The 21,055-nt window shown below is 58.4% G+C and carries 25 protein-coding genes; 2 read left to right on the forward strand and 23 right to left on the reverse strand.

All coding sequences use genetic code 11. From position 1 onward, the window contains the following. Positions 1-6 precede the first annotated feature (6 nt). From GA0061101_RS23545 to GA0061101_RS23640, 19 genes are all read right to left on the reverse strand, one after another. A complete protein-coding gene (locus GA0061101_RS23545) occupies positions 7-195 on the reverse strand; it encodes a hypothetical protein (RefSeq protein WP_092575139.1) in 189 nt (62 codons plus the stop codon). 18 nt (positions 196-213) lie between these two features. Beyond that, positions 214-2,505, reverse strand: a complete 2,292-nt coding sequence (locus tag GA0061101_RS23550) for a hypothetical protein (protein ID WP_092575141.1) — start codon at positions 2,503-2,505, stop codon at positions 214-216. A 3-nt stretch (positions 2,506-2,508) separates the two neighbouring features. Next, positions 2,509-3,723 (reverse strand): phage tail protein I, encoded by a 1,215-nt coding sequence (locus GA0061101_RS23555; RefSeq protein WP_092575143.1) that lies wholly within the window; start codon positions 3,721-3,723, stop codon positions 2,509-2,511. Further along, positions 3,720-4,610: a baseplate J/gp47 family protein gene (locus tag GA0061101_RS23560; RefSeq protein ID WP_092575145.1), complete on the reverse strand. Its 891-nt coding sequence runs from the start codon at positions 4,608-4,610 to the stop codon at positions 3,720-3,722. Before GA0061101_RS23560 ends, GA0061101_RS23555 begins: the two co-directional genes overlap by 4 nt. 2 nt (positions 4,611-4,612) lie before the next feature. Continuing rightward, positions 4,613-4,990 carry a GPW/gp25 family protein gene (locus tag GA0061101_RS23565; protein WP_092575147.1) on the reverse strand — a complete coding sequence of 126 codons (378 nt, stop codon included), beginning with the start codon at positions 4,988-4,990 and terminating at the stop codon, positions 4,613-4,615. Then, a complete protein-coding gene (locus GA0061101_RS23570) occupies positions 4,941-5,144 on the reverse strand; it encodes a hypothetical protein (RefSeq protein ID WP_092575148.1) in 204 nt (67 codons plus the stop codon). The genes GA0061101_RS23565 and GA0061101_RS23570 overlap by 50 nt, the downstream gene beginning before the upstream one ends. Before the next feature lie 882 nt (positions 5,145-6,026). Beyond that, positions 6,027-6,578, reverse strand: coding sequence for a phage baseplate assembly protein V (locus tag GA0061101_RS23580; RefSeq protein WP_092575152.1), 552 nt, complete (start codon positions 6,576-6,578; stop codon positions 6,027-6,029). Continuing rightward, the gene (locus GA0061101_RS23585) at positions 6,578-7,306 is read right to left on the reverse strand and encodes a hypothetical protein (RefSeq protein ID WP_245297555.1); all 729 of its coding nucleotides are present in this window, start codon (positions 7,304-7,306) and stop codon (positions 6,578-6,580) included. The genes GA0061101_RS23580 and GA0061101_RS23585 overlap by 1 nt, the downstream gene beginning before the upstream one ends. Positions 7,307-7,345: 39 nt before the next feature. Continuing rightward, complete coding sequence (locus tag GA0061101_RS23590) at positions 7,346-7,729, reverse strand: hypothetical protein (RefSeq protein ID WP_092575156.1); 384 nt, start codon at positions 7,727-7,729, stop codon at positions 7,346-7,348. A 58-nt stretch (positions 7,730-7,787) separates the two neighbouring features. Beyond that, the gene (locus GA0061101_RS23595) at positions 7,788-8,840 is read right to left on the reverse strand and encodes a major capsid protein (RefSeq protein WP_092575158.1); all 1,053 of its coding nucleotides are present in this window, start codon (positions 8,838-8,840) and stop codon (positions 7,788-7,790) included. 88 nt (positions 8,841-8,928) lie between these two features. Beyond that, positions 8,929-9,363, reverse strand: coding sequence for a head decoration protein (locus tag GA0061101_RS23600; RefSeq protein ID WP_092575160.1), 435 nt, complete (start codon positions 9,361-9,363; stop codon positions 8,929-8,931). Between the two features lie 57 nt (positions 9,364-9,420). Next, positions 9,421-10,464, reverse strand: a complete 1,044-nt coding sequence (locus GA0061101_RS23605) for a head maturation protease, ClpP-related (RefSeq protein WP_092575161.1) — start codon at positions 10,462-10,464, stop codon at positions 9,421-9,423. Positions 10,465-10,474: 10 nt separating this feature from the next. Then, on the reverse strand, positions 10,475-10,732 hold the full coding sequence (locus GA0061101_RS23610; protein ID WP_092575163.1) for a hypothetical protein: 258 nt from the start codon (positions 10,730-10,732) through the stop codon (positions 10,475-10,477). Beyond that, positions 10,732-12,255 carry a phage portal protein gene (locus GA0061101_RS23615; RefSeq protein WP_245297556.1) on the reverse strand — a complete coding sequence of 508 codons (1,524 nt, stop codon included), beginning with the start codon at positions 12,253-12,255 and terminating at the stop codon, positions 10,732-10,734. The genes GA0061101_RS23610 and GA0061101_RS23615 overlap by 1 nt, the downstream gene beginning before the upstream one ends. 128 nt (positions 12,256-12,383) lie before the next feature. Continuing rightward, positions 12,384-14,495: a terminase gpA endonuclease subunit gene (locus tag GA0061101_RS23620; protein ID WP_092575164.1), complete on the reverse strand. Its 2,112-nt coding sequence runs from the start codon at positions 14,493-14,495 to the stop codon at positions 12,384-12,386. Further along, positions 14,492-15,118 carry a hypothetical protein gene (locus tag GA0061101_RS23625; RefSeq protein ID WP_092575166.1) on the reverse strand — a complete coding sequence of 209 codons (627 nt, stop codon included), beginning with the start codon at positions 15,116-15,118 and terminating at the stop codon, positions 14,492-14,494. The genes GA0061101_RS23620 and GA0061101_RS23625 overlap by 4 nt, the downstream gene beginning before the upstream one ends. A gap of 178 nt (positions 15,119-15,296) precedes the next feature. Further along, entirely contained in the window at positions 15,297-15,866 is a 570-nt protein-coding gene (locus GA0061101_RS23630; protein ID WP_092575168.1) for a hypothetical protein, read from the reverse strand. Positions 15,867-16,100: 234 nt separating this feature from the next. Then, positions 16,101-16,796 carry a transcription termination/antitermination protein NusG gene (gene nusG, locus GA0061101_RS23635; protein WP_092575169.1) on the reverse strand — a complete coding sequence of 232 codons (696 nt, stop codon included), beginning with the start codon at positions 16,794-16,796 and terminating at the stop codon, positions 16,101-16,103. Then, positions 16,786-17,916, reverse strand: coding sequence for a helix-turn-helix domain-containing protein (locus tag GA0061101_RS23640; RefSeq protein WP_245297557.1), 1,131 nt, complete (start codon positions 17,914-17,916; stop codon positions 16,786-16,788). The genes nusG and GA0061101_RS23640 overlap by 11 nt, the downstream gene beginning before the upstream one ends. Positions 17,917-18,089: 173 nt before the next feature. On the opposite strand from GA0061101_RS23640, the gene GA0061101_RS23645 reads away from it, so the two are divergent. Next, positions 18,090-18,335 (forward strand): type II toxin-antitoxin system RelE family toxin, encoded by a 246-nt coding sequence (locus GA0061101_RS23645; protein ID WP_092575173.1) that lies wholly within the window; start codon positions 18,090-18,092, stop codon positions 18,333-18,335. A 9-nt stretch (positions 18,336-18,344) separates the two neighbouring features. Further along, complete coding sequence (locus GA0061101_RS23650; RefSeq protein WP_092575175.1) at positions 18,345-18,692, forward strand: helix-turn-helix domain-containing protein; 348 nt, start codon at positions 18,345-18,347, stop codon at positions 18,690-18,692. 2 nt (positions 18,693-18,694) lie between these two features. On the opposite strand, the gene GA0061101_RS23655 is transcribed toward GA0061101_RS23650, so the two are convergent. From GA0061101_RS23655 to GA0061101_RS23670, 4 genes are all read right to left on the reverse strand, one after another. After that, on the reverse strand, positions 18,695-18,988 hold the full coding sequence (locus GA0061101_RS23655) for a hypothetical protein (RefSeq protein WP_092575176.1): 294 nt from the start codon (positions 18,986-18,988) through the stop codon (positions 18,695-18,697). Then, the gene (locus tag GA0061101_RS23660) at positions 18,985-20,391 is read right to left on the reverse strand and encodes a TRM11 family methyltransferase (RefSeq protein ID WP_167669590.1); all 1,407 of its coding nucleotides are present in this window, start codon (positions 20,389-20,391) and stop codon (positions 18,985-18,987) included. The genes GA0061101_RS23655 and GA0061101_RS23660 overlap by 4 nt, the downstream gene beginning before the upstream one ends. Beyond that, a complete protein-coding gene (locus GA0061101_RS23665; protein WP_092575178.1) occupies positions 20,391-20,639 on the reverse strand; it encodes a hypothetical protein in 249 nt (82 codons plus the stop codon). Before GA0061101_RS23665 ends, GA0061101_RS23660 begins: the two co-directional genes overlap by 1 nt. Beyond that, the coding region (locus GA0061101_RS23670) for a hypothetical protein (protein WP_092575198.1) at positions 20,636-21,055 on the reverse strand (420 nt) is incomplete at its 5' end. The genes GA0061101_RS23665 and GA0061101_RS23670, both read right to left, overlap by 4 nt.

Raw genomic sequence — 21,055 nt, forward strand, 5'->3', positions numbered from 1 at the left:
GACCGGTTACTCCTGCGTTGGCGCGACTTCCTCGAAAGAGAGGATGTCATCCTTGATCTGTTCGGCGAGAACCCCCTTGATGGTGCCGCCTTGGCTTGGGCGTATGATCAGCCCGGCGACCTTGCGGACGGTTGCGACTTGGACGCGATAGTCCGCGTCCGGCTTGAAGGCCGGCGTAGTGCTTTTGGCAGGCATGTTTTCGTCTCCAGGGAGTTAGAGCGCTACGTCAACGCGCTCTTCGACGTGGAAGGGAACGAGGGCGTTATTCGTCGTGCCCTCGATCTGGATTTTGTAGGCGTTGATCGCAGGCGTTGCCGCAAAGCTGTAGGTGCGGCGGAAGCGACCGGGATCGATCGGCTCATCCACAAAGCCACTGCTTGCGATCAGCGTATTGTCATCCTTGCGCAGCTTGACCGCGATGGTGTGTCGGTCCGCCTCGAACTTGGCAATAATGAGCTGCACGGTGATGGTCGTCGCCGAAGTCGCCAGCGTGCGGCGCGTCGAAATGTGCTTCAACGTGGTCCGCTGTCGCCAGATGCGAATGCGGCTGCTCGGTATCTCCAAAGCAGGCGCGACCGCATTCGTGCCGGTCATCACGACACGATGGCGGAGCAGCGGCGGCAATCCCACAAGCAGATTGGGCGTCAAAACGTTCAACGGCTTCCACGCGCCGTTGATCATCACTTGATGCTCAATCGCGCAGGACTTCGGCTTGATCGTGCCGGCAAGGATATCGATAGAAGCAATGCCACCCGAAAGGGTCAGCGCCGCCAATTCGATTTCCACGCGAGACGCCTTGAAGACCAGATATTCCATCTGGAAATACAGGTCCCGCGTTAGATCGCCCTGATAATATGCGCCGTCTGTCGAGTAGAACAGCGTGCCTTGCGCATACTTGTTACTGTCAACGACCGCGACCTTGTGATTGCCGAGCGTGGTCACGATCAGCGCGTAGCGCTGCCCGGCTTCCAAGAACACCGGCGGAATGGTGACATAGGTATCGTTCGGCGCAACCTTGATATCGGCATATGGGATCGTGACATGCGTCACGAGATGCGCCGGATCGGGCGAACCGCTCGCCGTGGCGTAGGCGATGGAAATATGGACATCGCCGTCCGCCCCCTTTTCGGCGAAACGAAGCTTCAGACCGGACAACCAACCATCCTGCGAATTGAGGATGGTCTGCGCGATCTGCGCGCCGGACACCGTGCGGTCGGTGACCTGCGCCACCCAATAATTATCGTTCCACTCGTCTTCCCAAAACTGCTGAACGCGCAGCAGCGTATGGGCATTCAGCGGGTCCCACCACGATTGTCCGTAGACGTTATCGAGAATCTGCGTGCCCGTAACGAGGAAGGTTTCGCCGTTCCTCTTGAACGTGTTGGTGGCGCTGTCATAGACGCCATCGGCCCACCACTGCGAATTGTTGCAGACGTTATAGGCCGGCCCATAGCGCAGGCGCGACCGTGCCACAGACATCTGTTTCATCTCGTGGGTCTGGAAACCGTACTGAGCGATGGCAATCGAACCATCGACAGCGCCCGCCGATGAAGCCAGACGGATTTCCCGCCCAGAGATCGCCGGCAGCAACAGGCCATTCCCCGGCACATAGGCATTGAGATCGAGCGGGTTATAGAGCGAAATCTGCGTTTCGTTCCGGTTCTCATGCGAAAAGCGCACGCCCTCTTCGACAAGGCAAAGAAGATCGATGTTGTCTTTGTCAGTTTCATTGTCGGTTAGATAACGATCCGACGCCCAATCCGAGGCATCGTCCGGTATCTCCATTTTCTCTTTCAGGCGGGCGATATCGCGCATGACGTTGATCAGCTCGCCGGACCCGGCCATGCCCGCCATGCCCTTTTTGAGCGCGGTGATATCGCTGGCAATCGTGTTGATGCGCGGTTCGATCTGGTCGCGCCAGACTTCGAGCGAGCGAATACGCTTGTCATTGCGCGTGACAGACGGAAGCGCATTGGCCCCTTCCATCGCTATCGCCTCGATACCGGTCGTGTTCAGCGTCACCCAGGCAATGACGATAAGCGACTGATCGACAACAGGCCGAGGCAGTGTCGCGCTTTCTTGCCCCGGAATGAGGTCAATCTTGGCGGCGCGCTGGCGTTCCACGACCATCATGCGCGGTTCGGTCGTGTCGCTTTCCAGATCAACGAGAAAGTCGCGGGTCTCGTTGCGGCTGTCTTCCTCCTGCCCGTAGGCGATCACGGCAACCAGCCGCTTGGTCGCAGAAGGCAGGATCGAGACGATATTGCGGGTGGATGCCTGCGCCATTTCGAAGATCGCGCCATCGGGCCGGTAAATCCGACCGCCGGCAACCTGCAATTCGGTTGCGCTGTTTTTGGTGACGGTGAAGCCGGCATAGCCGGGCGCGTCCGCCGTCACCGCATCCTTTACCAGCGTGTCAAATGTCGCGCGGGTTGACGACTGGATAGCGTTAAGGTCGCTATGACGCGCCTCCATGCGATCCTGAAACGGCACTGTTTTCAGCATATGTCAGCTCCTGAGTAGACGGCCAGCAATGAAGGGCGTGCCAGCAACGATGAGCTGGCCCGCCTGCGGGCTGCGATAGGTTTTCGTGTTGATGAGGATCGTGTCTCGCGCCGATTTCGCGGCGCGCAAAGCTCGTAGGGTTTCGCGATATTTCTCGCCGTCCGAGGCAGCAAAGAAGCTTCCGAAGAAACCGCCTACCAAGAGCGCGCGGCGGGGCTTGATGGACGGCACATGCACGACCAGTTCGGCGGTGAATGGCGCGACACCGAAGCGGCTGACACCCAAGTACGAGGCACCACGGCGGCGCGGGACCATTTCCGGGTCCCAAATGACGATGCGTTCAAACACCCGCGTCTCGGATCGCATGTCCGACCAGTATCGACGGTGCAGGGGTCGCCCGAAGAATGCCGCCCGGCCTGCCTTTGCTGGCATGTACTCGGCTTCCGGCTGGACAGTCGCAGGGCGCATCCCATAGCGAATGACCGAGGGCGCACCGCCCGCCCGCCTGAACGCCGCCACCGATCGGTTGTGATCGAGCGACACCAAAAAGCGCAAGCTTTTACCGAGATAGGTAACAGAGCGCCGACGTGGACGCCGCAGCAAGGCCCGCTCGTATAGGGCATAACCGAGGCCCGGAATGATATCCGTTATCTCTTCGACGTTGATAGGCTGTTCTATCCCACGCTCGACAAAGGTAATACGCGGGCGCGTTCGCTCCGCTGCCTTGCTATCGGCGATGAAGGACGCGCCAAGGGCCGAATAAGATCGCGCCGAAAGAAACAGCCGCTTCCCGGCGCTAGACCGCAGTGCACGCGTGTAGATGCGGATTTGCGGCATGCGATCAGACAGCGCCGCCCGCTGTTCTTCCGACATGCCGCCGGACAGAAAGAACGTGCCGGGTGGCCGGATGGTACGAATGATCTCGCTTCCGACGATGGCGGCATAGGCTTCAAGCCCGGCGAGCGTGCCCTTGATCCGATGATGATAGATCGCATCGGCGATGACGCGGCGTTGATGATGGACCGGCCATTTCGGATTCCAGATATCGACAGAATAGGCATGCGCGAGAACCGGCAGGAAGTGAACCGGCGTCGTCAGTGGATCGAGGTAGGCTTGCCAGTCAATCCCGATTGCATCGGTACGCTCCCCGACCGCAGCCAGCGCCTTTTCCAGCGGCTCCGAATTTGGCGGCAGCAAATGTGTTTGCGCCGGGATCATGATTGCACCCCGAACGTCAGATTAACGCCCGTCAGATACGGCGCGACATTGGCGCGGGCCGGCATGTCCGAAAACCCGACACCTTCAATGCGGATGACATTCGGGACATAAGCCGCCGATAACAGTGCATCGCGGGGAATTTCCGCGCCGATATGATAGCGGGCATCGCCGAACGCCTTGACGCTTTTGATCGCAGCGGCAACAACCTGCGCGGGGTCTGGACCACGCGGCACAATGAGTTTTCCAGCCAGGGCGTACCGGTCGATAGCCGCCGCCGAAACGGTCACATCGTCCGTGAGTGGCCTGATATGCTTGGCGTCGAGCGCCTTGGCGACGGCAAAGACCGCATCCAAGGGGGCCGGAACCCCATCCGCACCAAGCAGATAGACGAGAACCTTGCCAGCCCCACCGTTGACGATGCGAATATCATGCGCCTGCGGCCAAGCCTTCAGGGCCGCAGCCAGGTATCCGTCCTCCGAACCAGCGGCGGGTGCGGAAAAGGTCGCGAGATAGCGGCGCAACAATGCGCCGTCCTCTTCGCGAAAGATCACCTTGCCGTGTTCGTCCAACGTCACAATGCGCTCAACACCGGCCTTCGAAACAGCGTGGTCGAGATCGGTATTCTTTGCAAACGCCGGCAACGTCGAGCGCAGGCCGTCATTGACGCGGGCACGCATTAGCATTTCGCGGTAGGCGTGGGCCTCCTGATCGATCTTGATCGGATCGCTTTCGAGATCGCCCACGTCGTATTCATAACCAGCCTGTCCCGCCCGCTTTTCCAGATCGGACATCCGGGCTGAAAGGATCGTCTCGAAATCGAGCTTTTCAATCGCGTCCGGTTCCGGCAAGCGGGAAACGTCAATGATATCAGGCGTGTAGATTGCCATGGTCAGGCCCCACCGTAGATGACGCGGACGCTTGCGCTCTCCGATATGGAGTAGTCGCCGCGATGGCCGCGTGGGTAATAGGTTCCGAAGATTTCCAGCGTGATCGAGCCGTCCGCATCGGCTCGCGTCACCCGGCCCGCCGTCATGCGATAACGTGGTTCCCATGCGAGGATTGCCGTCGCCGCAGCTGCATAGGCGGCGAGTATGTTTCGGCGGGTCATCTTGCCGTCTACAAGATCGGGCAAATCACTGCCGAAGGTCCGGCGCATGATGCGCGAGCCCTTGGGCGTCTTCAGTATCTTGCGGATTGATTGCTGGACGTGCTCCCAATTACTGAGAGACTTGCCGCTTGCGGCGCTTAGACCCGTTGAATCCGGCATCGCCCGAACCTCTTTCTGGATTGACCGGCGACACGACATCGCCAAATGGCGGCGCAAGCTCGCTAGCCTGTTTGGCGGTCAGCGATATGGTTTCGCCGGACATGCGCCATTGCCCGGCAATCTCGCAGCCGGTGCGAACCTTGAATTTCTGCATGAGATCACGCCTCTTGTAATCCGATCAAAATTCGGATGATCTGCGCCTAACACGGGTAATCGTGTTTCAAGGCGCGGCTCTTTGTGAGTGCGCTTCTTGGTTGCCACTTCAATGAGGGTTACTGCGGTGGATGGTCTGGAACGGGATGAAGCCCTTTAAGGCGCAGCAACTTAACAGCCTACGTCAAAGCGGGCTGATGCTCATTAATTTCATCAAGGATGACGGGCTCGGTATTGGTAAGTGAGGTTATGAAGACAGCAACGGATGAAATATACTTTAGTTTTTGTTATAAATTTCTTATATACATCTTGCTATTTTATGTCTTGCTGATTGGTGCCGTAAACTCAATCATCGTCCATCATGATTATATTGTATTTCTATCGAACTTATTTTTTTATGCGTGGCCACCTAATGCATACATTCAAGTTTCCAGTAACAACAGCATATTAAACGATACCCAGGCATCAGAATTTTTCTTCGATAGATCACTTTTGAGTTTTTTGCTACTTACTTGGCTAATATTTTGTATTTTCTTCAAAATATCATCTAGAAGAAACCTCACTTCAATCCCGATGTTTATTTTTACATCGCTGATGTCGGCGGCGATGTTCTTATGCGCCTGCGATGGAATACATGAAAAGATCGACTTATATACACTGGGATCGCACGATAATCTTTTTGTACTCGTGTCGAAATCTACGTTATTCATTTTTGGATTCTACTTTTCATTGCATTTTTCAGGTTATCTGGCGTGCTCTGGAGTCATTAGGGCCTTTAGAAAGCTTACATCGTAGGGGCGGTATTCAATGGGACTTGCATGCATGAAAGACACCTATCACTGTTTACTGAAATAGCGGACTTCCACGTCCAATCGCTTACTTCCTAGTCGGCGGCTAAGACGCGGGACGAACCTTCGACAATCGGCCAAAGCCCCTTTGACGAGCCGGCTCCGACATCTACCCTATCGCCGATGCGGGCGACCTTTTTACCACCCTCGCCGCCGAGCTGTACATTCGGCGATTCCACGATGACGGTCGCGCCCGTCACCTTGACCAGATCGGACGAGGCTTCCACGACGGTATTGCCGATCTTGATATGCAGCGGCATATCCTTGTTCTCGCGTGCGTTGGCGGCGCTATAGGTTGAGAAATCTATCTGCGCGTCCGTCATGTCGCCGTTTTCCGAAACGACATCGACTTGCTCGCCGGCCTGATAGAGCACGTCCACCTTGACGCCACCCGCCGCAAGGGTCCGTGCCCCTATCCATGGCGTGAGGTAGGGCTTGCCGTTCTGGTCAGACAACTTGACCCGGTACTTACTCTTGTCGTCGCTGACTTCCGCGACGGTCCCTTTCCTGCGGCGATTGCGGTTGCGCCGCTCAAGCTCGGCAATGCGGTGAAGCATGTCTGCGAGCTGATCAACCAGAGCGCTCATCACCGCACCTCGAAAGCTGGCGTCATCAACATGGCATCGGCTTCGCCGAAGACCATGCCATACCGTCGCATGGCGGCTTGCAGTTCGTTGGCATCGCCCGCGATCTGCGCACGCATGAGCGCTACCTTTCTAGCCATATCCGGCATCCGCGAAACAAGGTCCGTCTCACATTTCGCGAAGAACAGTGCCAGAGGCGAGCTATCTTTCAGCGCCACGCCCCGAACGGGATCGGCAACCGCATCCACGGTCAGTTTCAATTGATGCGCCGCCAGCCGGACGCCGTTGGTATCGCCGCTCGCCCTCGACCGTTGCGACTGTTCAAAGCTGCGGATAAGGCTATTGAAGATTGCCGCCCATTCGTTTTCCGGGTCCGCCAAGGCGTCCGCAATTTGCCGCATCGTCAAATCAAGGTGGAACTCGAAATTCGCGTCCGTCGCCGCCACGCCCTCGTAAATGACGGATTCGTCTGTGTCCGCGTCCGTCACGACATGTGGCGTTGCTATGCCGGCCTCGAAAACAATATCCACATGACCGCTTTTGGTGAATGAACGCAGCTCAAGCCCGTTCGTCACCTTCGAGTCGTCTGTATAGACGGAGACAAACGGCCTTTCCTGCGGCGTATGCAATAAACCGTTGGCCGCAACGTCGAGCGCGCCAATCTGGCTATCCAGCACATTGCCATCCACCAGCGTCCGCCCTTTCAGGGCTTCGACCGCTGCAATGCGCAATGCAACACGTACAAGCGACATAAGCACCCGCCAAATCTGTTATTTGTGAACTAGCTCGACAATCAGCCGAGTGTGATTGCGATCATCGACAAGCGAGACCTCGAAGACAGGTTGCCCAGGACGAGCCAAGGCACGAACCGCGTCCTGCTTTCTTACAGTGATATCCGGGTATCGAGTGCGATCGATGTAGAGAAGGGCTTTTCCTGCTGCTATCTTGGATTGCCAAGCCGCCGGGTTCGCAGCGTCAACGGAGCTGGATTTTTCGCCACCCGTGCGCAAGACCGCCTCAATCTCGGTTTGCGGCCTCTGCTGGTCTCTCGCGCCGCCACTCATCGGCGACAAGCGGATTGTTTCGGCAAACTTGCCGTCAACCGCCGAAACAACCGCATCGCGGACGCTGTGAAAGTTGGCCGCTACAGGCATGCCCAATCTCCCAAGGCTGCATCCGGTCGCCGCAATGGCGACCGGATGACGTTGGCTGTTAGTTCGTTTTGACCTGCACCAAGCAATCGGGCTGCTTGCAGATCGCGAGCATGTTCGACTGCGATTTCAGTTCGAGGCCGACCCCGTGATCCAGTTCCTTGGTGGAAATGAAGATCGATCCTTCTTCATCGACGGTCGGAGCTTGATTGACGCGGTCGATGTGGTAGGCCGGACCATCAAAGGTGCGGAACATCGATTGGGTGCCGGAAGGATAGACCGTGCCCGAATTGTCATCGACATTCTTGACGGTGGAAATGCTGCCGTCATTACTCTTGACCGGCAATCCGCCCTTGTATTCGCGCCAGATGATATCGCCAAACTCGAAGACGCGACCCCAATTGCCGCCGAGGCGCTGGCGCTCTAACTGCGTGTGAACGGAGGCATTCTGCGCCTGTAGCCAGTACTTTTCGACCTTGGCGTGGGAAATCAGCTTGGCGAAAAACTTGCTGTCAACGACGGATTCCACGCCGCCGACCGTCTCGCCCTTGACGTTGGACAGGATATGGTCGCTGACTTCCTCGCACTTCTGGCGAACATCGGTGCCAGCAGTACCCAGGGCGAAATCGACTTCCTTCTTTTCGACGCCGAAGACATCGTAAAGATTATAGAGCGTCCGCAGCTTGCCGTCCTTGATTTCGCCACGCAACATGCCGAGCCGCAAAAACTCACGTGTGATCGAATGGTTTTTGCGGATGGTGATGAGCTTACGCTCCAGCTCGGCGTCAAGCGAAACGTCCGTAATCTGCCCGTTCACAACCTCCAAGAGGCCGTCAATGTCGCCGACAAGGATGTTTTCGAAGTGGGTGAAATGCGGAATGGACAGGATGATGCCGGTTTGAACACCGTCATCCGTAATCTCGCCGGGACCGCCCGGTTCCCGATGGGACAGGACAACAATCTGCCCTTCCCGATAGTCGATACGGACGAGGCGAGAACGCTTCGCCTCGCCCGGCGCGATGCCAAGCGCATTCAGAAGACCGAAGGTATTCGGCAGCTTGTTGACCTCCGTCGTGAGATCAACATTCGAGTAGGGCAAAATGATTTCCGGCATGGCGGATTGGATCCTTGTATCCTGATAGGCGTGGGAACCCCTCCCCGCGAGCGCGAGACGGAAATTCCGGCGATTAATGGGGGATGGGTTAGGCGCGGACGATCAGCCCAAGGCGCTCTTCGATATCGTCGAGTGCCGCGGCCTTTTGGGCGTCGGTCGCATCGGCAGGCCACAGGATGGCGGCGCGATTGAGAACGGAGAGCCGGCGAGAGTAGAGAACACCGCCAACGAGATCGGCACCTACCGCGGCTTCGCAATCCTTGAGGCAAACACCCTGGACGATCTGGCTGCCATCCGTCGCGGTCGGGTTCCACGCCACCAGCTTGCCGAGCTTCGCGCCGGCAGGAGCCTGCTCGGTGCCGGCGATCTTGCCGACGAGCTGTCCCATTTTCAGCGAGCGGGCAGCAACCTCGCCGGCAAGCAAGGTGCCGACGCTACGGCAAATCTCGGTATCGACTTCTTTTTTCAGCAGCGTGGACATGCCCGGCGTCTGCTGGAATTTCATAACAGGCAGAATGCCCATGTTCGTTTCCTTTCACGGAAGATGTGTTGCAGATGAGATGCTAGTCAGCCGGGCCGGCTATGCCTTGGCGCGTTGCACGCGGGCATCGATCCGAGCCGAAAGGCCCGATTTCGCCTGCGGCTTGCCGGCCAGCGGCTCGCGATTGAGGCCCTGCGCATTCATGGTGCGAGGCGGCTGATATTCCTGCTCGCCCGCATCGGCCGCTTTCGGCGCAACGGAAAGGGTTGCCTTGGCGGCATCGACAGAAAGGCCGGTCGAAAACAGATGCTCCGCCAGCGCCTCGCGTCCCTTGGCTTCATCGAGCGCCATGATCGCGGCGCGGCGCTCGCGATCCTCTTTCACGGCTGCGTCAGCCGAGGCCGTCAACTTTTCGATCTGCGCTTTCAGGCCGGCGTTTTCGGATGCGAGGCTTTCCGCGCGCTCTTTGTCGTTCATGGTTGTCTCCTTGGTGGAAGTGGGACTCTGATTTTTGGGTGGGGGGCTGGCCGTCATCGACCAGTTCTTGGCCTTCGACAGCGCAACGAGGCTCTTCGGAGCGTGCGCGAACAGCCGGTAATCGAAGGCGGCGACCGCTTTGGCCTTGCTTTCGGTTGTGTCGTTGGCAAAGCCTTCGGCGACGGCTTCGTCTGGCGTCAGCCATCGTTCGGCCCGCATGATGTCCCGGCATTCGTCGGCGGTCTTGCCGGACTTCGCGGCGTAGACACGAGCGTATGAAGTCGCCAGCGCCTCAAGCGCTTCAATGGTTTTGCTGTGATCGTCGGAATTGCCGAAGGTGTATCCGCTGGGGTCGTGGATCATCATCACCGCGCCCGCCGACATGGTGACGGTGTGGCCTGCCATGGCGATGAGAGACGCGGCAGATGCCGCAATCCCTTCAACAACCACATTGGTCACACCGGGTCGCGCCGACAGCAATGCGTGAATGGCAGCACCTTCGGTCGCGATGCCGCCACCGGAATTGATGTGGACGGCAAGCTCCGCGTCGGCCTCGATCTGCGACAGAGCAAAGACGACATCAGCCGAGGTAAAGCCGTCCTCAAAGTAATAATCGCCGACATAGCCGGAAAGCCGTAGCTTTCCGTCTTCAACAATAGCAGCCATTTCCGTGACCTCAGTAGGGGCGCATGCGACCGCTGATCGCGTATCGGGTTCGCGCTGGTTTCTCGCCTCTCGCAATCTGACAATTGCGGATGGCCTCATTCAAAGCCCGTTGCACTTCTGCCAACGAGGCATTGGCATAGCGGGACATGTCTTCACCGAAGCGCGCTTCCGTGACCATCTCGCCGGAGAGCAACGCCTCTTCCACGCGGCGCAATTTCACCGCGCGGGCACACCAATCGATTTTCAGCGGGTCGGCATCATCAGCCATCAAGCAGCCTCCTTCGCCGGGTCTCGGTTTCCAACGGCTGCGGCCCCAAGTGGACCGCCGCCACCCTGCGACCGGCCAAACGGATGCGGGACGCCTTCGTCCTCGAACATCTTCTTTTCGCGCCCGAGCTGGACGATCTGTTCCTCGCCATTCTTGCCGGCAAGAGCACATTCGTCGTGGTAGGTGGAAAGGCCTGTTTCGAGCCTGATCTTGGCAGCCAGGGCGGCTTTGTAATCGTCGGCTGACGGCGCGGCGGGACCGCTCCATTCCGTCTGAAAGACGCTTTCTCTGTCTCGACTGAAAGCAGCATAGCCGCCCTTGAAGGGAATGACGCCGCGAAAGATCATCTCATCTAGCCAGCGCTCAAAGATGCCCTGCAAGAATGGTGCTACGATGCGAGTGCGACGACGCAAGACAATCGGCCAGATGCTGGCGACCGCCATTCGGACAGATGAGTAAGAGGCGTTGGAATGATCCATCGCCAAAGCCTCGTATGTGATACCGAGGCAACGGGCGACTTCCTTCAAGAGATTTTGGAAGAACGGCAGATATTGCGAACCCGGCGTTGCTGCCGTGTGCATCTGGAATTCTTCACCGGGACCGAGATGATTGATGCGCGCGGAATCGGACATCGAGACGCCCTTTTCCTTCAAGGCACCGATGCGATGGTCCCAAACGTCGAGCAAATCTTGCTGCAACCCGCCGATGAACTCCGGCCAGTCGCCATCATAGCCGGCAGGCGCTTCGATGTCGTTCAGCGTCTGTATGGCCTGAAACGCGGTTTCGCTCGGCTCCGGGCTTTTGATCGTTGCCGCGAAAATCGTCTGCATCAACGCCGTCGCCAAGGTGGCATCGGCCAATTGATCCGACTGCGCGATAACCTTCAAAGCGGCGGCGATGACCGAAATGCCACGCGGGCTATTCAGGTTCGCGGCACGATCCATGACATGGATCACATCGGAAGCATCAACGGTTCGGTCTTGCTCGACGCCAGAAACACGCACGCGAAAACGATAGGCTACCGCCCTGCTATCCTCGTCGTGGTAGATGCCCTGATCGAGACCGACGCTTTCCTCTGTTTTGCGAGGGCAACGATGCGAGGCTATCAGAGAGACTTTTGTGCCGGACTTCAAACCGAGGCGACGTTGTTTTTCCAACGACACGTTGTCGAGAATGCCGAATGCCTCCCCGGTCGCAAGGAAGCTAAGCAACGCGGCTTCCGCCATATCGGCGATGGTCGCCTTGCCCGCGAGATCGCATTCCCGAGGGTTCCACGCCCAGCGCCGCCATGCGCGCTCTACCCGGCGACACCATGCGGTCGCCTGCTTCTTTGTGTAGCCGAAGGATTCGAGCTGCGCGAGGCAGGCAAGTTTAAGCTCTTCGCCGATGGTATCGGTGACGATCTGCTGAATAGCACCCGATATCCAGCCGCTATTCTGCATGAAGTCAAAGGCCAATGCAGAGGCACGTTCCGCTGCTTCCCGGACATCGAGCCTTGCATCGCGCGTGACCGCTCGACGCATGCTAAGCGTGCCGGCCCGATCACCACGAAGGTATCGCGCCGTCATTTTGCGCGATGGCGCAGACTGCGGCGCGGGCATCTCAACCCGCACCGAATTTGCCTTCACCCGCATCCGAGGTTTGCTTTCAATCATGAGTATGACCCCCAACGCTTGCGCTGACGCGGTTTTCCAGATGGTGGAGACGGCTTTTGCTGTTGCTTGCCGAACGGGCTTAAGTCGGCCAGGTCAAACAGGTCGTTAGCCTGTTCCGGTTCGCCATGCAGCTCGCGTATCAAGTCGGCCCACCGGTCGAGTGTGAGTTTGCGTTTGTTTTGAAGATGCCAGCCGAGGGCATAGGAATAGACGGTCACGTCAAACCAGTCGTTCATGCGACCGTTGATCTTCTTCCACTTCCGTCCGGCCTTCGGGTTTACCAGCCGCTTCGACCTTCGCTTGAGACTGGTCCGGGCTTCCTCTTCCTCGTCTACCAAGCATTCAGCGGTGAGTTCCTTGGCAAAATCCTCATCGCAGAGATTACCTGCGAAATGGATCGTTCCACGAGGCCATTGCCCGGCCTCGCTAGCACCTTGGACGAGATTGGCAAGCGCCGCAGTGACGGCGGTTTTCACGTCATAGAGGCCGACCGGATAGAGCAAGACCTTGGCAATGACCCGCTTCCGATGGTCTTTGACATCCTTCTTTACCGGAGTGCCAAGCCATGGCAGGCCGACCGGCTCGCGACCGTCCAACGGAATGACGTTCGGACGGCCAACGCAGAAGCGATAAACGCGGTCGGTTGACCAGCCGGAGTCAACGCCGGACAGGTCAATGCTCTTCTCGCGCCCGCCTGATGTCGGGTATGTGCGGCTCAAAGCATCGGACAGCTTTATCCACGGCTCATCGCTCTGATCGGGCGAACCTTCGAATATCTCACGATCGATCAGGCAATATTGGTCGCGCGGCCCGATGGCATACACGCCCCACTTGATGCCGTACCCTTGAACGTCGGCAGCAGAGACAAGCAACGCCGCCCATGACGGCACGATGCCAGTCGGGACCATGTGGTCCCGCGCCGCCTTGACGATCTTTTCCCACTCGACGGTTGTGCTGCCGGGATCGTACGGCTCTGCCAAATCCTGCTGATAGAAGGCTTTGAGTTTGGTCGTATCACCCTGCGCATCAGTCCAGCGCTGCCAGATATCAGCCCATTTCTCGCGTACCGCGTAACCGGCCCATAAATGATAGCTCGGTTGCCAATCGCGGCAGCGCCCCTCGCAGGGCGGACAAATCCAATCAGCGATTTCGTCCGCCGCAATCTCAAGCGGAACCGGCTCGTCGCCTTCTTGGACGCGGCGGGCAATCCAGTGTGCCCGCTCTTCCATCTCGCGCTTATGGCCGTCGAGGATCACACCATCGCAGCGCATGCACCGAACATGAACCGGTAGCCCTTGCTCTTTGTCAGGTCCGCGCATCATGTCGAAAATGATCGGCTGGTAGGTGTCGCAATGCGGGCAAGGAACGTAGCGGTAACGCTGGTCGCCGCCTTCGAAATCTTCCGAGATCGCGCATTCACCCGCTATGCCCGGCGTGGACCCCTGCCACTCTTTCGCGAGATCGCCATACATCTTCTGACGGGCGCGGGCCTGATCGCGAGGGCTACCGCGACCGTCCACGTCCTTGGGATAGCCGGTCACCTCGTCCATGGCGAGATATTTGATGGACACCATCTGCAAACCCTTGGAAGAGCCTGCATTGACGATCTGGCAAAAGCCGCCGGCATACCGTTTGAACGACGTTGTGCTGCCCTGCTCATCACGGCTGTTGACCGGCAAGACCTTGTGCGCGATGCGCTTTGAGGCTTCGATGGTCGGCTGTAGCTTGATGCGGTTGAACTTCGTCGCCTCTTCGAGCGTCGGCAGCACGATCATCATAGATCCCGGCGCTTGATCCACGATGAAGCAGAACCAGTTTTCGATTGCGGTCGATTTTCCGAGCTGCGCCGCCCATCGGCATGTCACGCGCCGGGCCGGATGATCGGGGTGCAAACAATCTTGCGGCTCGCGAAGATAGGGCACGCGGTCGGTACGAAAATCGCCCGGCCAGGGTGAACCCGATTCCGGCGAAACCTTGCGATGACGGTCGGCAAACTCGCTGATCGTCAAATCTTCCGCTGGACGGCTCGCTGCGGCCAAACCTCCGAAGAGGATCGCCGCGCCGTTTGCCAGCGCTGGAAACCGTGCCCGAACATCGTGAAAGGTCACTGCAAAGCCTGCCCTGTCTCGTGATATCGATTATCGCCGCCGGCTTCGGTTTGCCGCCGCATCCCGTCGAGCCTTTTCAGGATTTCGCGGTTGAAGACACTCAAGCCCTCCCTCGCAAAGCCTTTGAGCGCGAGACGGGCCATGCGCTCATCCCATCCATATTTCAGGGACAAGGCAGCAGCTTCGGTTTCAATCGCGCGCTCGAAAGCGCTTTGCATCAGGGCGATTGCATCGCGTCCGCCCTGATCGACCTCCGCAACGATGGTCAACTCGCTTCGACGCTCCGCAAGGTCCATTTCCTTCAGCTCGGCTTCCGCCTGCGACTTACGGGCGGCACCATCGGATTGCGTGCCTTTGAAACGGGAAGCCATCATAGGAGGGACCGACGCCTGCCCGGTTCCCATGGCAGGCAGCGATGCGGCTGGCGTCTTGAGCCGGACATTCTCGCTGCGATGGGCAATCAGAGCGACAAAATCGACAAGGTTAGATTTGCCGTCCGCCTTTAGCGGCAGAGCTTCGGAATGTTGCTTGAGATACCGCGATAGTGATGATCGGTCGATTTTGTCGCCGACCTGCGTAAGGCGGGCGGCGGCTTCGGTGATCGATATCCAATCTTCGTCCATGTGTGCCATCCGTGCATGAACACGTGTACTGCACGTGTATCCGTGTACCGCTTTTCGAAAGTGCTACTGGCGAAATCCCGCAGTCCCCCAGGCCCGTCCATGGCAAAGGTCGTCTAACCGGTCCCTGAATGGGGGGGTGGGGGTGCCCGGCCCGGAGGGGTCGAGCGGGTGGCCCCTGTCAGGGGACCAGCTTGTTCAAGGCGACTTCGACCCGTTCCTTGAGCAATGGAGCCGCGACCCGATGGAAGGCGGCAGACGTTGCGCCCGTGGTCATCTCTTTCGGGATAAACACGCCAGAGCGGGCGAACGTGATCTTCGTTCCTGACCGGTTCAACCGATAGAAGACATGGCCGTTGAACCGTGGAACGTCCTTGCGGTCGGGGAACAGGCCACCCCGCATGAACGATCCGGGGTAGAGCGTTGGCTTGCCGAATGGTCGGGCCACGACGCCAGCCGGGGTTTCCTTCGGGCGCAGAAACTTCAAACGAATGTTCCCGCCTTGCGTGGTCATGTCGTAGTAGAGTTTGCCGGGCCGGGCCGCCGATGGGTTGCCAATCGCTCTAACGATGGTCGCACGCGGCAGGCCGGTTTGTTTGGTCAACTCGCGAATGACAACGGTCTTGGCGCGATTGCCGACCTGATTGACGATGCGCGGCAAGACTTTCGGGAAGCGTTCTTTCAGTGCACCGATACGCTTGCCGTACTCCGACAGGTTGCGGTCAACCCATTGCATGGATAGCGCGGTCATCGGCAGGCCCTACCTATGGGAAACAGAAAAGGCGATCACTCTGGACCGCCTTCGACATGATGATGATTTTTGCAATGCAGTAGCACCGGGCTTGAATCGATGCCTCCAACGAGGCCATTCAAGCAGGGTCTGACTGGTTTACCCACGCGGAGGCTCTTGCCTCACTTCCGGCCCGTTCTTGTCGGGCGGGTCAAACGCTAACCGAGATCATCAGATCAACCTGACCCTTTCTAGTCACAGCTTTTCGAGCAATGCAAGAGGGGTACGCTTGAGATTGTGCCATTGTCCATGAACGCAAGCTGTGATGTCAGCATGCAGCATAGCCGGGCTGTCGTTGCGATGCAGGCGGGTCGCGTGGAGCTTCTCAATCACTCCCTCAATCCCCTTAAAAGGACCGAAGCCAAAGAGCACACGGTCGCCCCGGCTGAACTCCAAATCAGCCGCGGCGCGTAATTCCAAATCCGTCAACGCGATGAATCGGCTCACATCTTCCTGTGATACACGCCACGGCTTTTCACACCCGCCAACGATATCGACCACGCCCTTTACTTGGCGCAAGCCAACGAACGCAGCGGGCGACGGAACAATTTTGATGAGGAGATACCCGGCGAGCAAAGGCGTCTTCTCGCCCTCAGAAACTCGTCCGCGTTTGTAGGTCCGAGGTCCCGGCACCATCGGAAATGCCGTGACAATTTTTTCGTCATCCAGAAGTTTTTTCACAACCAGCTCACGATTGTCAGGGGTCTGGATCGCAAACCACGCCGCCTTGCTGGCGAACGATGGGTGCGATTCGGATGCCATGGAGAGCATGGTCGCCTTGATTCGCTTCCGCGCCACGACACGATCAAGCACAGCGTCGAACTGCGATGCATCGTAGAGGGTGGTATCAACCGTCCTGCAGGCGGCGTAGGTTTTGACGTTATGCATCATTGGAAATTCCCTCGTTGACTTGCCGTTCAAATGCAGACCACGCCTCACTAACCGCCGCGTCCAAGTCGGTGATTTCGGATGAGACCGGCGGGAAAAAGAAACGTTCGACGTTCCCGTCTGGCGTTGGCACCCATGGCAATCCGGTTCTGGCAAAGAATCGCTCCCATGCCGCGCACAACTCGCCAGTGCGGCCAACGCTGTCGAAACCTTCGGAGACGCGGAAGACGTTCGGAGCAACTGTCATCCCCTTACGGTCCTGTACGCGCTCATCCATGGTGTTGACCTTCGGCCAGCCATGCTTGATGCGACGGTCCCGCAGGATCGCGTCCGCCTTTTCGCCGCCTTGCGCCACAAGCGACCGCAGAAGCGGCGGCAACGCTGGCATGGTTGCCGAAGCGGGTTTCAGCAACTCGGCACAACGTCCGGCGTGCCATGCCCTCGAATACGGCTTGTGGACGATTGGCAGAGCAACGTCCGACTTCGGGTCCTCAAGCTTTTCCCAATCGCGCCCGGTCAAGTAAGCGCCGGCCCATGGAACCGAGATTTTGGCTTTCTCGGCACGCTCGATGTAGGTCGGAGATTTGGCGATGCATTCGGCGCGCTGCTCTGGCGAAAGCTTCTGCCACGCCTTCCGGCCAGCATATTCGCTGTCCTTGTCCCGCGTCGGCCATTTGGCATACCAGCGACGGAAAGCACGCTCGACGGCTTCCGGCTTTTCTTCCGAACCTTCGTCGCGCGCATCTCTCTCTTGCTGATAATCAGTATTTGCTAGAGATGAGTTATTACTATGTGCCGTTTTTGCCGGCGACGGTAAAACCGGCGACGGTTTTACCGGCGCCGGCATTTCAGTCTGCGGTAGAAATGCAACACTTTCGTTCTGGCCGGACTGATCATCCGACGCGGACGCGCGGGGTTCGTCAAAGATGACCAGCATGGATGCACCGAACTTGCCGTCAGCGCGCCCTTGCTCGCGTTCAGCATAGCCAAACTCGACAAGCTCCGCGATCATCTTGCGTGCCTTGTCGCGCCCGCAGCCGCCCTTCTTCATGATATCGCCGATAACGACGATCCAGTTGTCGGGCTTAGAAAGCAGATAGCCGAGCAGCCAGCGCGCTTCCATGGAAAGGCGATCATCTTCAAAGACACGGTTCGGGATCGGGACATAACCCGAGTTGCGCACGCCGCGCCGGATGTTAGATTCTTGGCTCATAGCGAAGCCTCACATCGCAAATTTAATCGCCCATAGCGATATTTCCGCTTGCGTGAAATATCGCAAATAGCTATATAAAACTCATGAAAAAGATCGCCTACAGCAAAGACGCCACGAAAGCCCTTCGCAAGATGCAGCCGAAGCGCGCAGCGGCTATCGTTGCAAAGGTCGAAGCTTTTGCGAATGGCGAAACGGTCGATCTGAAGAAACTGCAGGGAAGCGAATTCTTCCGCATCCGCGTCGGTCAGGATCGCGTCATCATCGATGACCAGACCATGACGGTATTGGTTGTCAAAGCCGGCCCGCGCGGCGATATCTACAAGGAATAGGAGACCACCATGGGCGAGATCAATCGCATCACTATCGAAGGCAAGGGCTACGTCCTCATGCCCGAAGCGGATTATGAAGATTTGCTCGACATCGTCGATGCCCGCGCCGTCAAGGCACGCATTGACGCTGGCGAAGAAACTTGGCCCGACAGCGTCGTAAAGGCGCTGATCGCTGGCGAAAACCCGGCACGTGTCTTTCGCAAGCATCGCGGCATGACGATGGCCGAGCTTGCCGAGAAAACCGGACTGTCTCAGCCCTACGTGTCCGAGATCGAGACCGGCAAAAAGGCGGGATCGATCGAAGCATTGAAAGCAATTGCTGGCGCTTTGATGATCAGCCTGGACGATTTGACGTAAGATCATATCGCCCTCACCATGCCGACAGTCCTTGCCAGCTCCAGGGTTGCGCCGTCACGCGACTCTTTGATCGTAGGGGCAAGCACGCCGAACGGGCCTCGAACGGCACGCATTGCCGAAAGCTCGACGTCGAGATAATCGATCCCCGCTTGAAGCCCCGCTTTGCGCAGAATGACGCGTATGCTGCCGTCCTCGCGATAGAGAACGGCGGAAGGGCACGCAAACAGCCATTGCGCGCGCTCGGCGTCGGTCTTGCAATCCGCAAGCAGCTCAACGATTGGCAAAATCACACTCATGCCGCCTCGCTTTCCGCCGTCTGCGCGGCTTCGGCGGGCATGTAATCCTGCCAGTCAACGCGTCGCGTCGGTATCCATTTCTCTTTGTCGCCGTAGGTGCCGTCTTCCTGTAGCTCCCATACGAACCAGCCAGTATTCATGCGGCTACTGGCCTTTTCGCCATCCCATCCGTCGCGGTGCATCATCGGAAGGCGATGCTTAAAGATGTAGACGCGGGACGGCGGGCAATCGTCCATGGCGAAATTGCGGTCATCGTCGGCGAAGCCGCAAAGGAAATTGAGATTGAGCAACAATGCCATCTTGCGCGGGCGGAACACCCGTAGGGCATGGGCGACAAAGCCGTTTAGAACCTCGCCATAGGGCGGATTCGTCACGATATCGTAAGAACCATCTTCCGCCGGCTGCGAAGTCAGGAAGTCTTGCACCGCCTGCAATTCGCCGTGCTGGTCCGCCGTGCCGTAATCGACCAGATCGGCGAGAACGACGCCGTAGCCGGCCCGCTCAAGCATCCGGGCAATCGCCGCGCGACCGCAGGCCGGCTCAAGCACCGTGGTGGAGAAGGTTTCGAGGGCAAGAAGCGTATGCATCGCTTCCGGTGGAGTTTCATAAAGGTTGTGCCCGCGCGCTTCCTTCGTGGCGCTCGCCGTTCCCACTGCCGCCCGAAGATTGGCGCGGGTCGGCTCAAGCCCGGCAGAAAGCCGCGCCTGAATTGCACGCTCGACAATGCCCGGCTCGCGATGTTCCGCCGCTGCCAGCTTGCGCGCTTCATGGATTTCCTTGCGGGAAAGGCCGGTTTCCTCCGACGTAAAACTGTTTCCATCGGAAACGGTTTTGGGCCGACCGCCTTTTGACGCCTTCCCCGAAGCCTGCGCCTCATCCCACTTGACCGCGATCAGGATTTTCGCGCGTGCTTCGATCAGCAGTGCGTCGGCCTGCATCCGCCGCGCCTTGGCGATCAGCTTTTCCGTCGCGCCGATCTGTTCGGCGAATTGCGCCGCCGTCTTGGCCGTGGCATATGCAACCGAGGCTACGATACGAGCGTTGACGATATCGCCGTCGTCCAGTAGCGCCCGCGCCCGCTCGACGGTTGCGACCAGCCCAGACGCATCGGCGGAAGGTTGGATATCCGGCATATTTTGAGGGATATCCGCAGTGATGGGCAAGTCGCCCGGTTCCGCTATGCCTTGCAGCATCGCCAGCACTTCGCGGGCGCGCTCGGTCGGATAGTAGGTTTTCGCGTCTTGCTTGTCGCGTTTCAGATAGCGGTTACCAACGGCATTGTTTGCCGCCGTCACATGTCTTGGCTCTGTTGCCTTCACGACGCCTTCGCTAACCGCTGTCGTGATGAGCGCTAGCGCGTTCGGGCCGGGCTTGGGGAGTTTTACGGATTGATAGACGGGCATCAGTTAGCCCTCATCAATCGATTGAGGTAGGCTTGCCCGAGGCCGGTCAGTTTTGCTGTCCGTTCGTCTTGGGAGATGTGGACATAGCCACAGCGGCGGCACTCCAAAGCGAGCTGGCGACGGCCAAGACCAGTTGCGATCTCGACGCGTCCGCCGGCAAACTGCACTTCACGCAGAAAACCCCTTGCACGTTCGGACAAGGGGCGGGACATCAATTCATCAATGGCGTGATCAGTTTGAGGCTTCATCGTCCGCCTCCAACAGCATGAAGGCCGACCCTCTGCCCGCCGCGTGCTTTCACGTTGGCGAGCGCCTTGCGTAGCGCCGCAATCCCGATTTCCAGTTCCGCCGCGTCCCGGTCCATCTTGGTCGCTTCCGCTGGCGTCACCATGAGATCGGCAATCGCAACTGCCCCGCCCGAAATCAGGTCGCCCGCCTTTCGCACCATGTCGGAATAGGCGGCGATAAGGCAGTGATCGGCCCCGCGCTCGCTTTCCGGCTCGACCAGCCGCTTGCCGTGCAGTTCTGCCATCGCCGAGGTGACGACCTGCACGCCGCATTCGGATTCCAGGGCGTAAACGGCGTGCAACGGCATCATTTCCGGGTCCGTCGCATTGTTCATGCGCCCGATGTGACTTTTCGAGATCGAGGAGATTTCCGCAGC

The sequence above is a fragment of the Martinezella lusitana genome, assembly GCF_900094565.1.
Classification (GTDB): domain Bacteria; phylum Pseudomonadota; class Alphaproteobacteria; order Rhizobiales; family Rhizobiaceae; genus Rhizobium; species Rhizobium lusitanum.

What these genes read in the sequence shown, in the direction of transcription:
- GA0061101_RS23545 (WP_092575139.1), bottom strand. Translation starts at nt 195, where the DNA reads ATGCCTGCCAAAAGCACTACGCCGGCCTTCAAGCCGGACGCGGACTAT.
- GA0061101_RS23550 (WP_092575141.1), bottom strand. Translation starts at nt 2,505, where the DNA reads ATGCTGAAAACAGTGCCGTTTCAGGATCGCATGGAGGCGCGTCATAGC.
- GA0061101_RS23555 (WP_092575143.1), bottom strand. Translation starts at nt 3,723, where the DNA reads ATGATCCCGGCGCAAACACATTTGCTGCCGCCAAATTCGGAGCCGCTG.
- GA0061101_RS23560 (WP_092575145.1), bottom strand. Translation starts at nt 4,610, where the DNA reads ATGGCAATCTACACGCCTGATATCATTGACGTTTCCCGCTTGCCGGAA.
- GA0061101_RS23565 (WP_092575147.1), bottom strand. Translation starts at nt 4,990, where the DNA reads ATGCCGGATTCAACGGGTCTAAGCGCCGCAAGCGGCAAGTCTCTCAGT.
- GA0061101_RS23570 (WP_092575148.1), bottom strand. Translation starts at nt 5,144, where the DNA reads ATGCAGAAATTCAAGGTTCGCACCGGCTGCGAGATTGCCGGGCAATGG.
- GA0061101_RS23580 (WP_092575152.1), bottom strand. Translation starts at nt 6,578, where the DNA reads ATGAGCGCTCTGGTTGATCAGCTCGCAGACATGCTTCACCGCATTGCC.
- GA0061101_RS23590 (WP_092575156.1), bottom strand. Translation starts at nt 7,729, where the DNA reads ATGCCTGTAGCGGCCAACTTTCACAGCGTCCGCGATGCGGTTGTTTCG.
- GA0061101_RS23595 (WP_092575158.1), bottom strand. Translation starts at nt 8,840, where the DNA reads ATGCCGGAAATCATTTTGCCCTACTCGAATGTTGATCTCACGACGGAG.
- GA0061101_RS23600 (WP_092575160.1), bottom strand. Translation starts at nt 9,363, where the DNA reads ATGGGCATTCTGCCTGTTATGAAATTCCAGCAGACGCCGGGCATGTCC.
- GA0061101_RS23605 (WP_092575161.1), bottom strand. Translation starts at nt 10,464, where the DNA reads ATGGCTGCTATTGTTGAAGACGGAAAGCTACGGCTTTCCGGCTATGTC.
- GA0061101_RS23610 (WP_092575163.1), bottom strand. Translation starts at nt 10,732, where the DNA reads ATGGCTGATGATGCCGACCCGCTGAAAATCGATTGGTGTGCCCGCGCG.
- GA0061101_RS23615 (WP_245297556.1), bottom strand. Translation starts at nt 12,255, where the DNA reads ATGCGTCGAGCGGTCACGCGCGATGCAAGGCTCGATGTCCGGGAAGCA.
- GA0061101_RS23625 (WP_092575166.1), bottom strand. Translation starts at nt 15,118, where the DNA reads ATGGACGAAGATTGGATATCGATCACCGAAGCCGCCGCCCGCCTTACG.
- GA0061101_RS23630 (WP_092575168.1), bottom strand. Translation starts at nt 15,866, where the DNA reads ATGACCGCGCTATCCATGCAATGGGTTGACCGCAACCTGTCGGAGTAC.
- nusG (WP_092575169.1), bottom strand. Translation starts at nt 16,796, where the DNA reads ATGATGCATAACGTCAAAACCTACGCCGCCTGCAGGACGGTTGATACC.
- GA0061101_RS23640 (WP_245297557.1), bottom strand. Translation starts at nt 17,916, where the DNA reads ATGGAAGCGCGCTGGCTGCTCGGCTATCTGCTTTCTAAGCCCGACAAC.
- GA0061101_RS23645 (WP_092575173.1), top strand. Translation starts at nt 18,090, where the DNA reads ATGAAAAAGATCGCCTACAGCAAAGACGCCACGAAAGCCCTTCGCAAG.
- GA0061101_RS23650 (WP_092575175.1), top strand. Translation starts at nt 18,345, where the DNA reads ATGGGCGAGATCAATCGCATCACTATCGAAGGCAAGGGCTACGTCCTC.
- GA0061101_RS23655 (WP_092575176.1), bottom strand. Translation starts at nt 18,988, where the DNA reads ATGAGTGTGATTTTGCCAATCGTTGAGCTGCTTGCGGATTGCAAGACC.
- GA0061101_RS23660 (WP_167669590.1), bottom strand. Translation starts at nt 20,391, where the DNA reads ATGCCCGTCTATCAATCCGTAAAACTCCCCAAGCCCGGCCCGAACGCG.
- GA0061101_RS23665 (WP_092575178.1), bottom strand. Translation starts at nt 20,639, where the DNA reads ATGAAGCCTCAAACTGATCACGCCATTGATGAATTGATGTCCCGCCCC.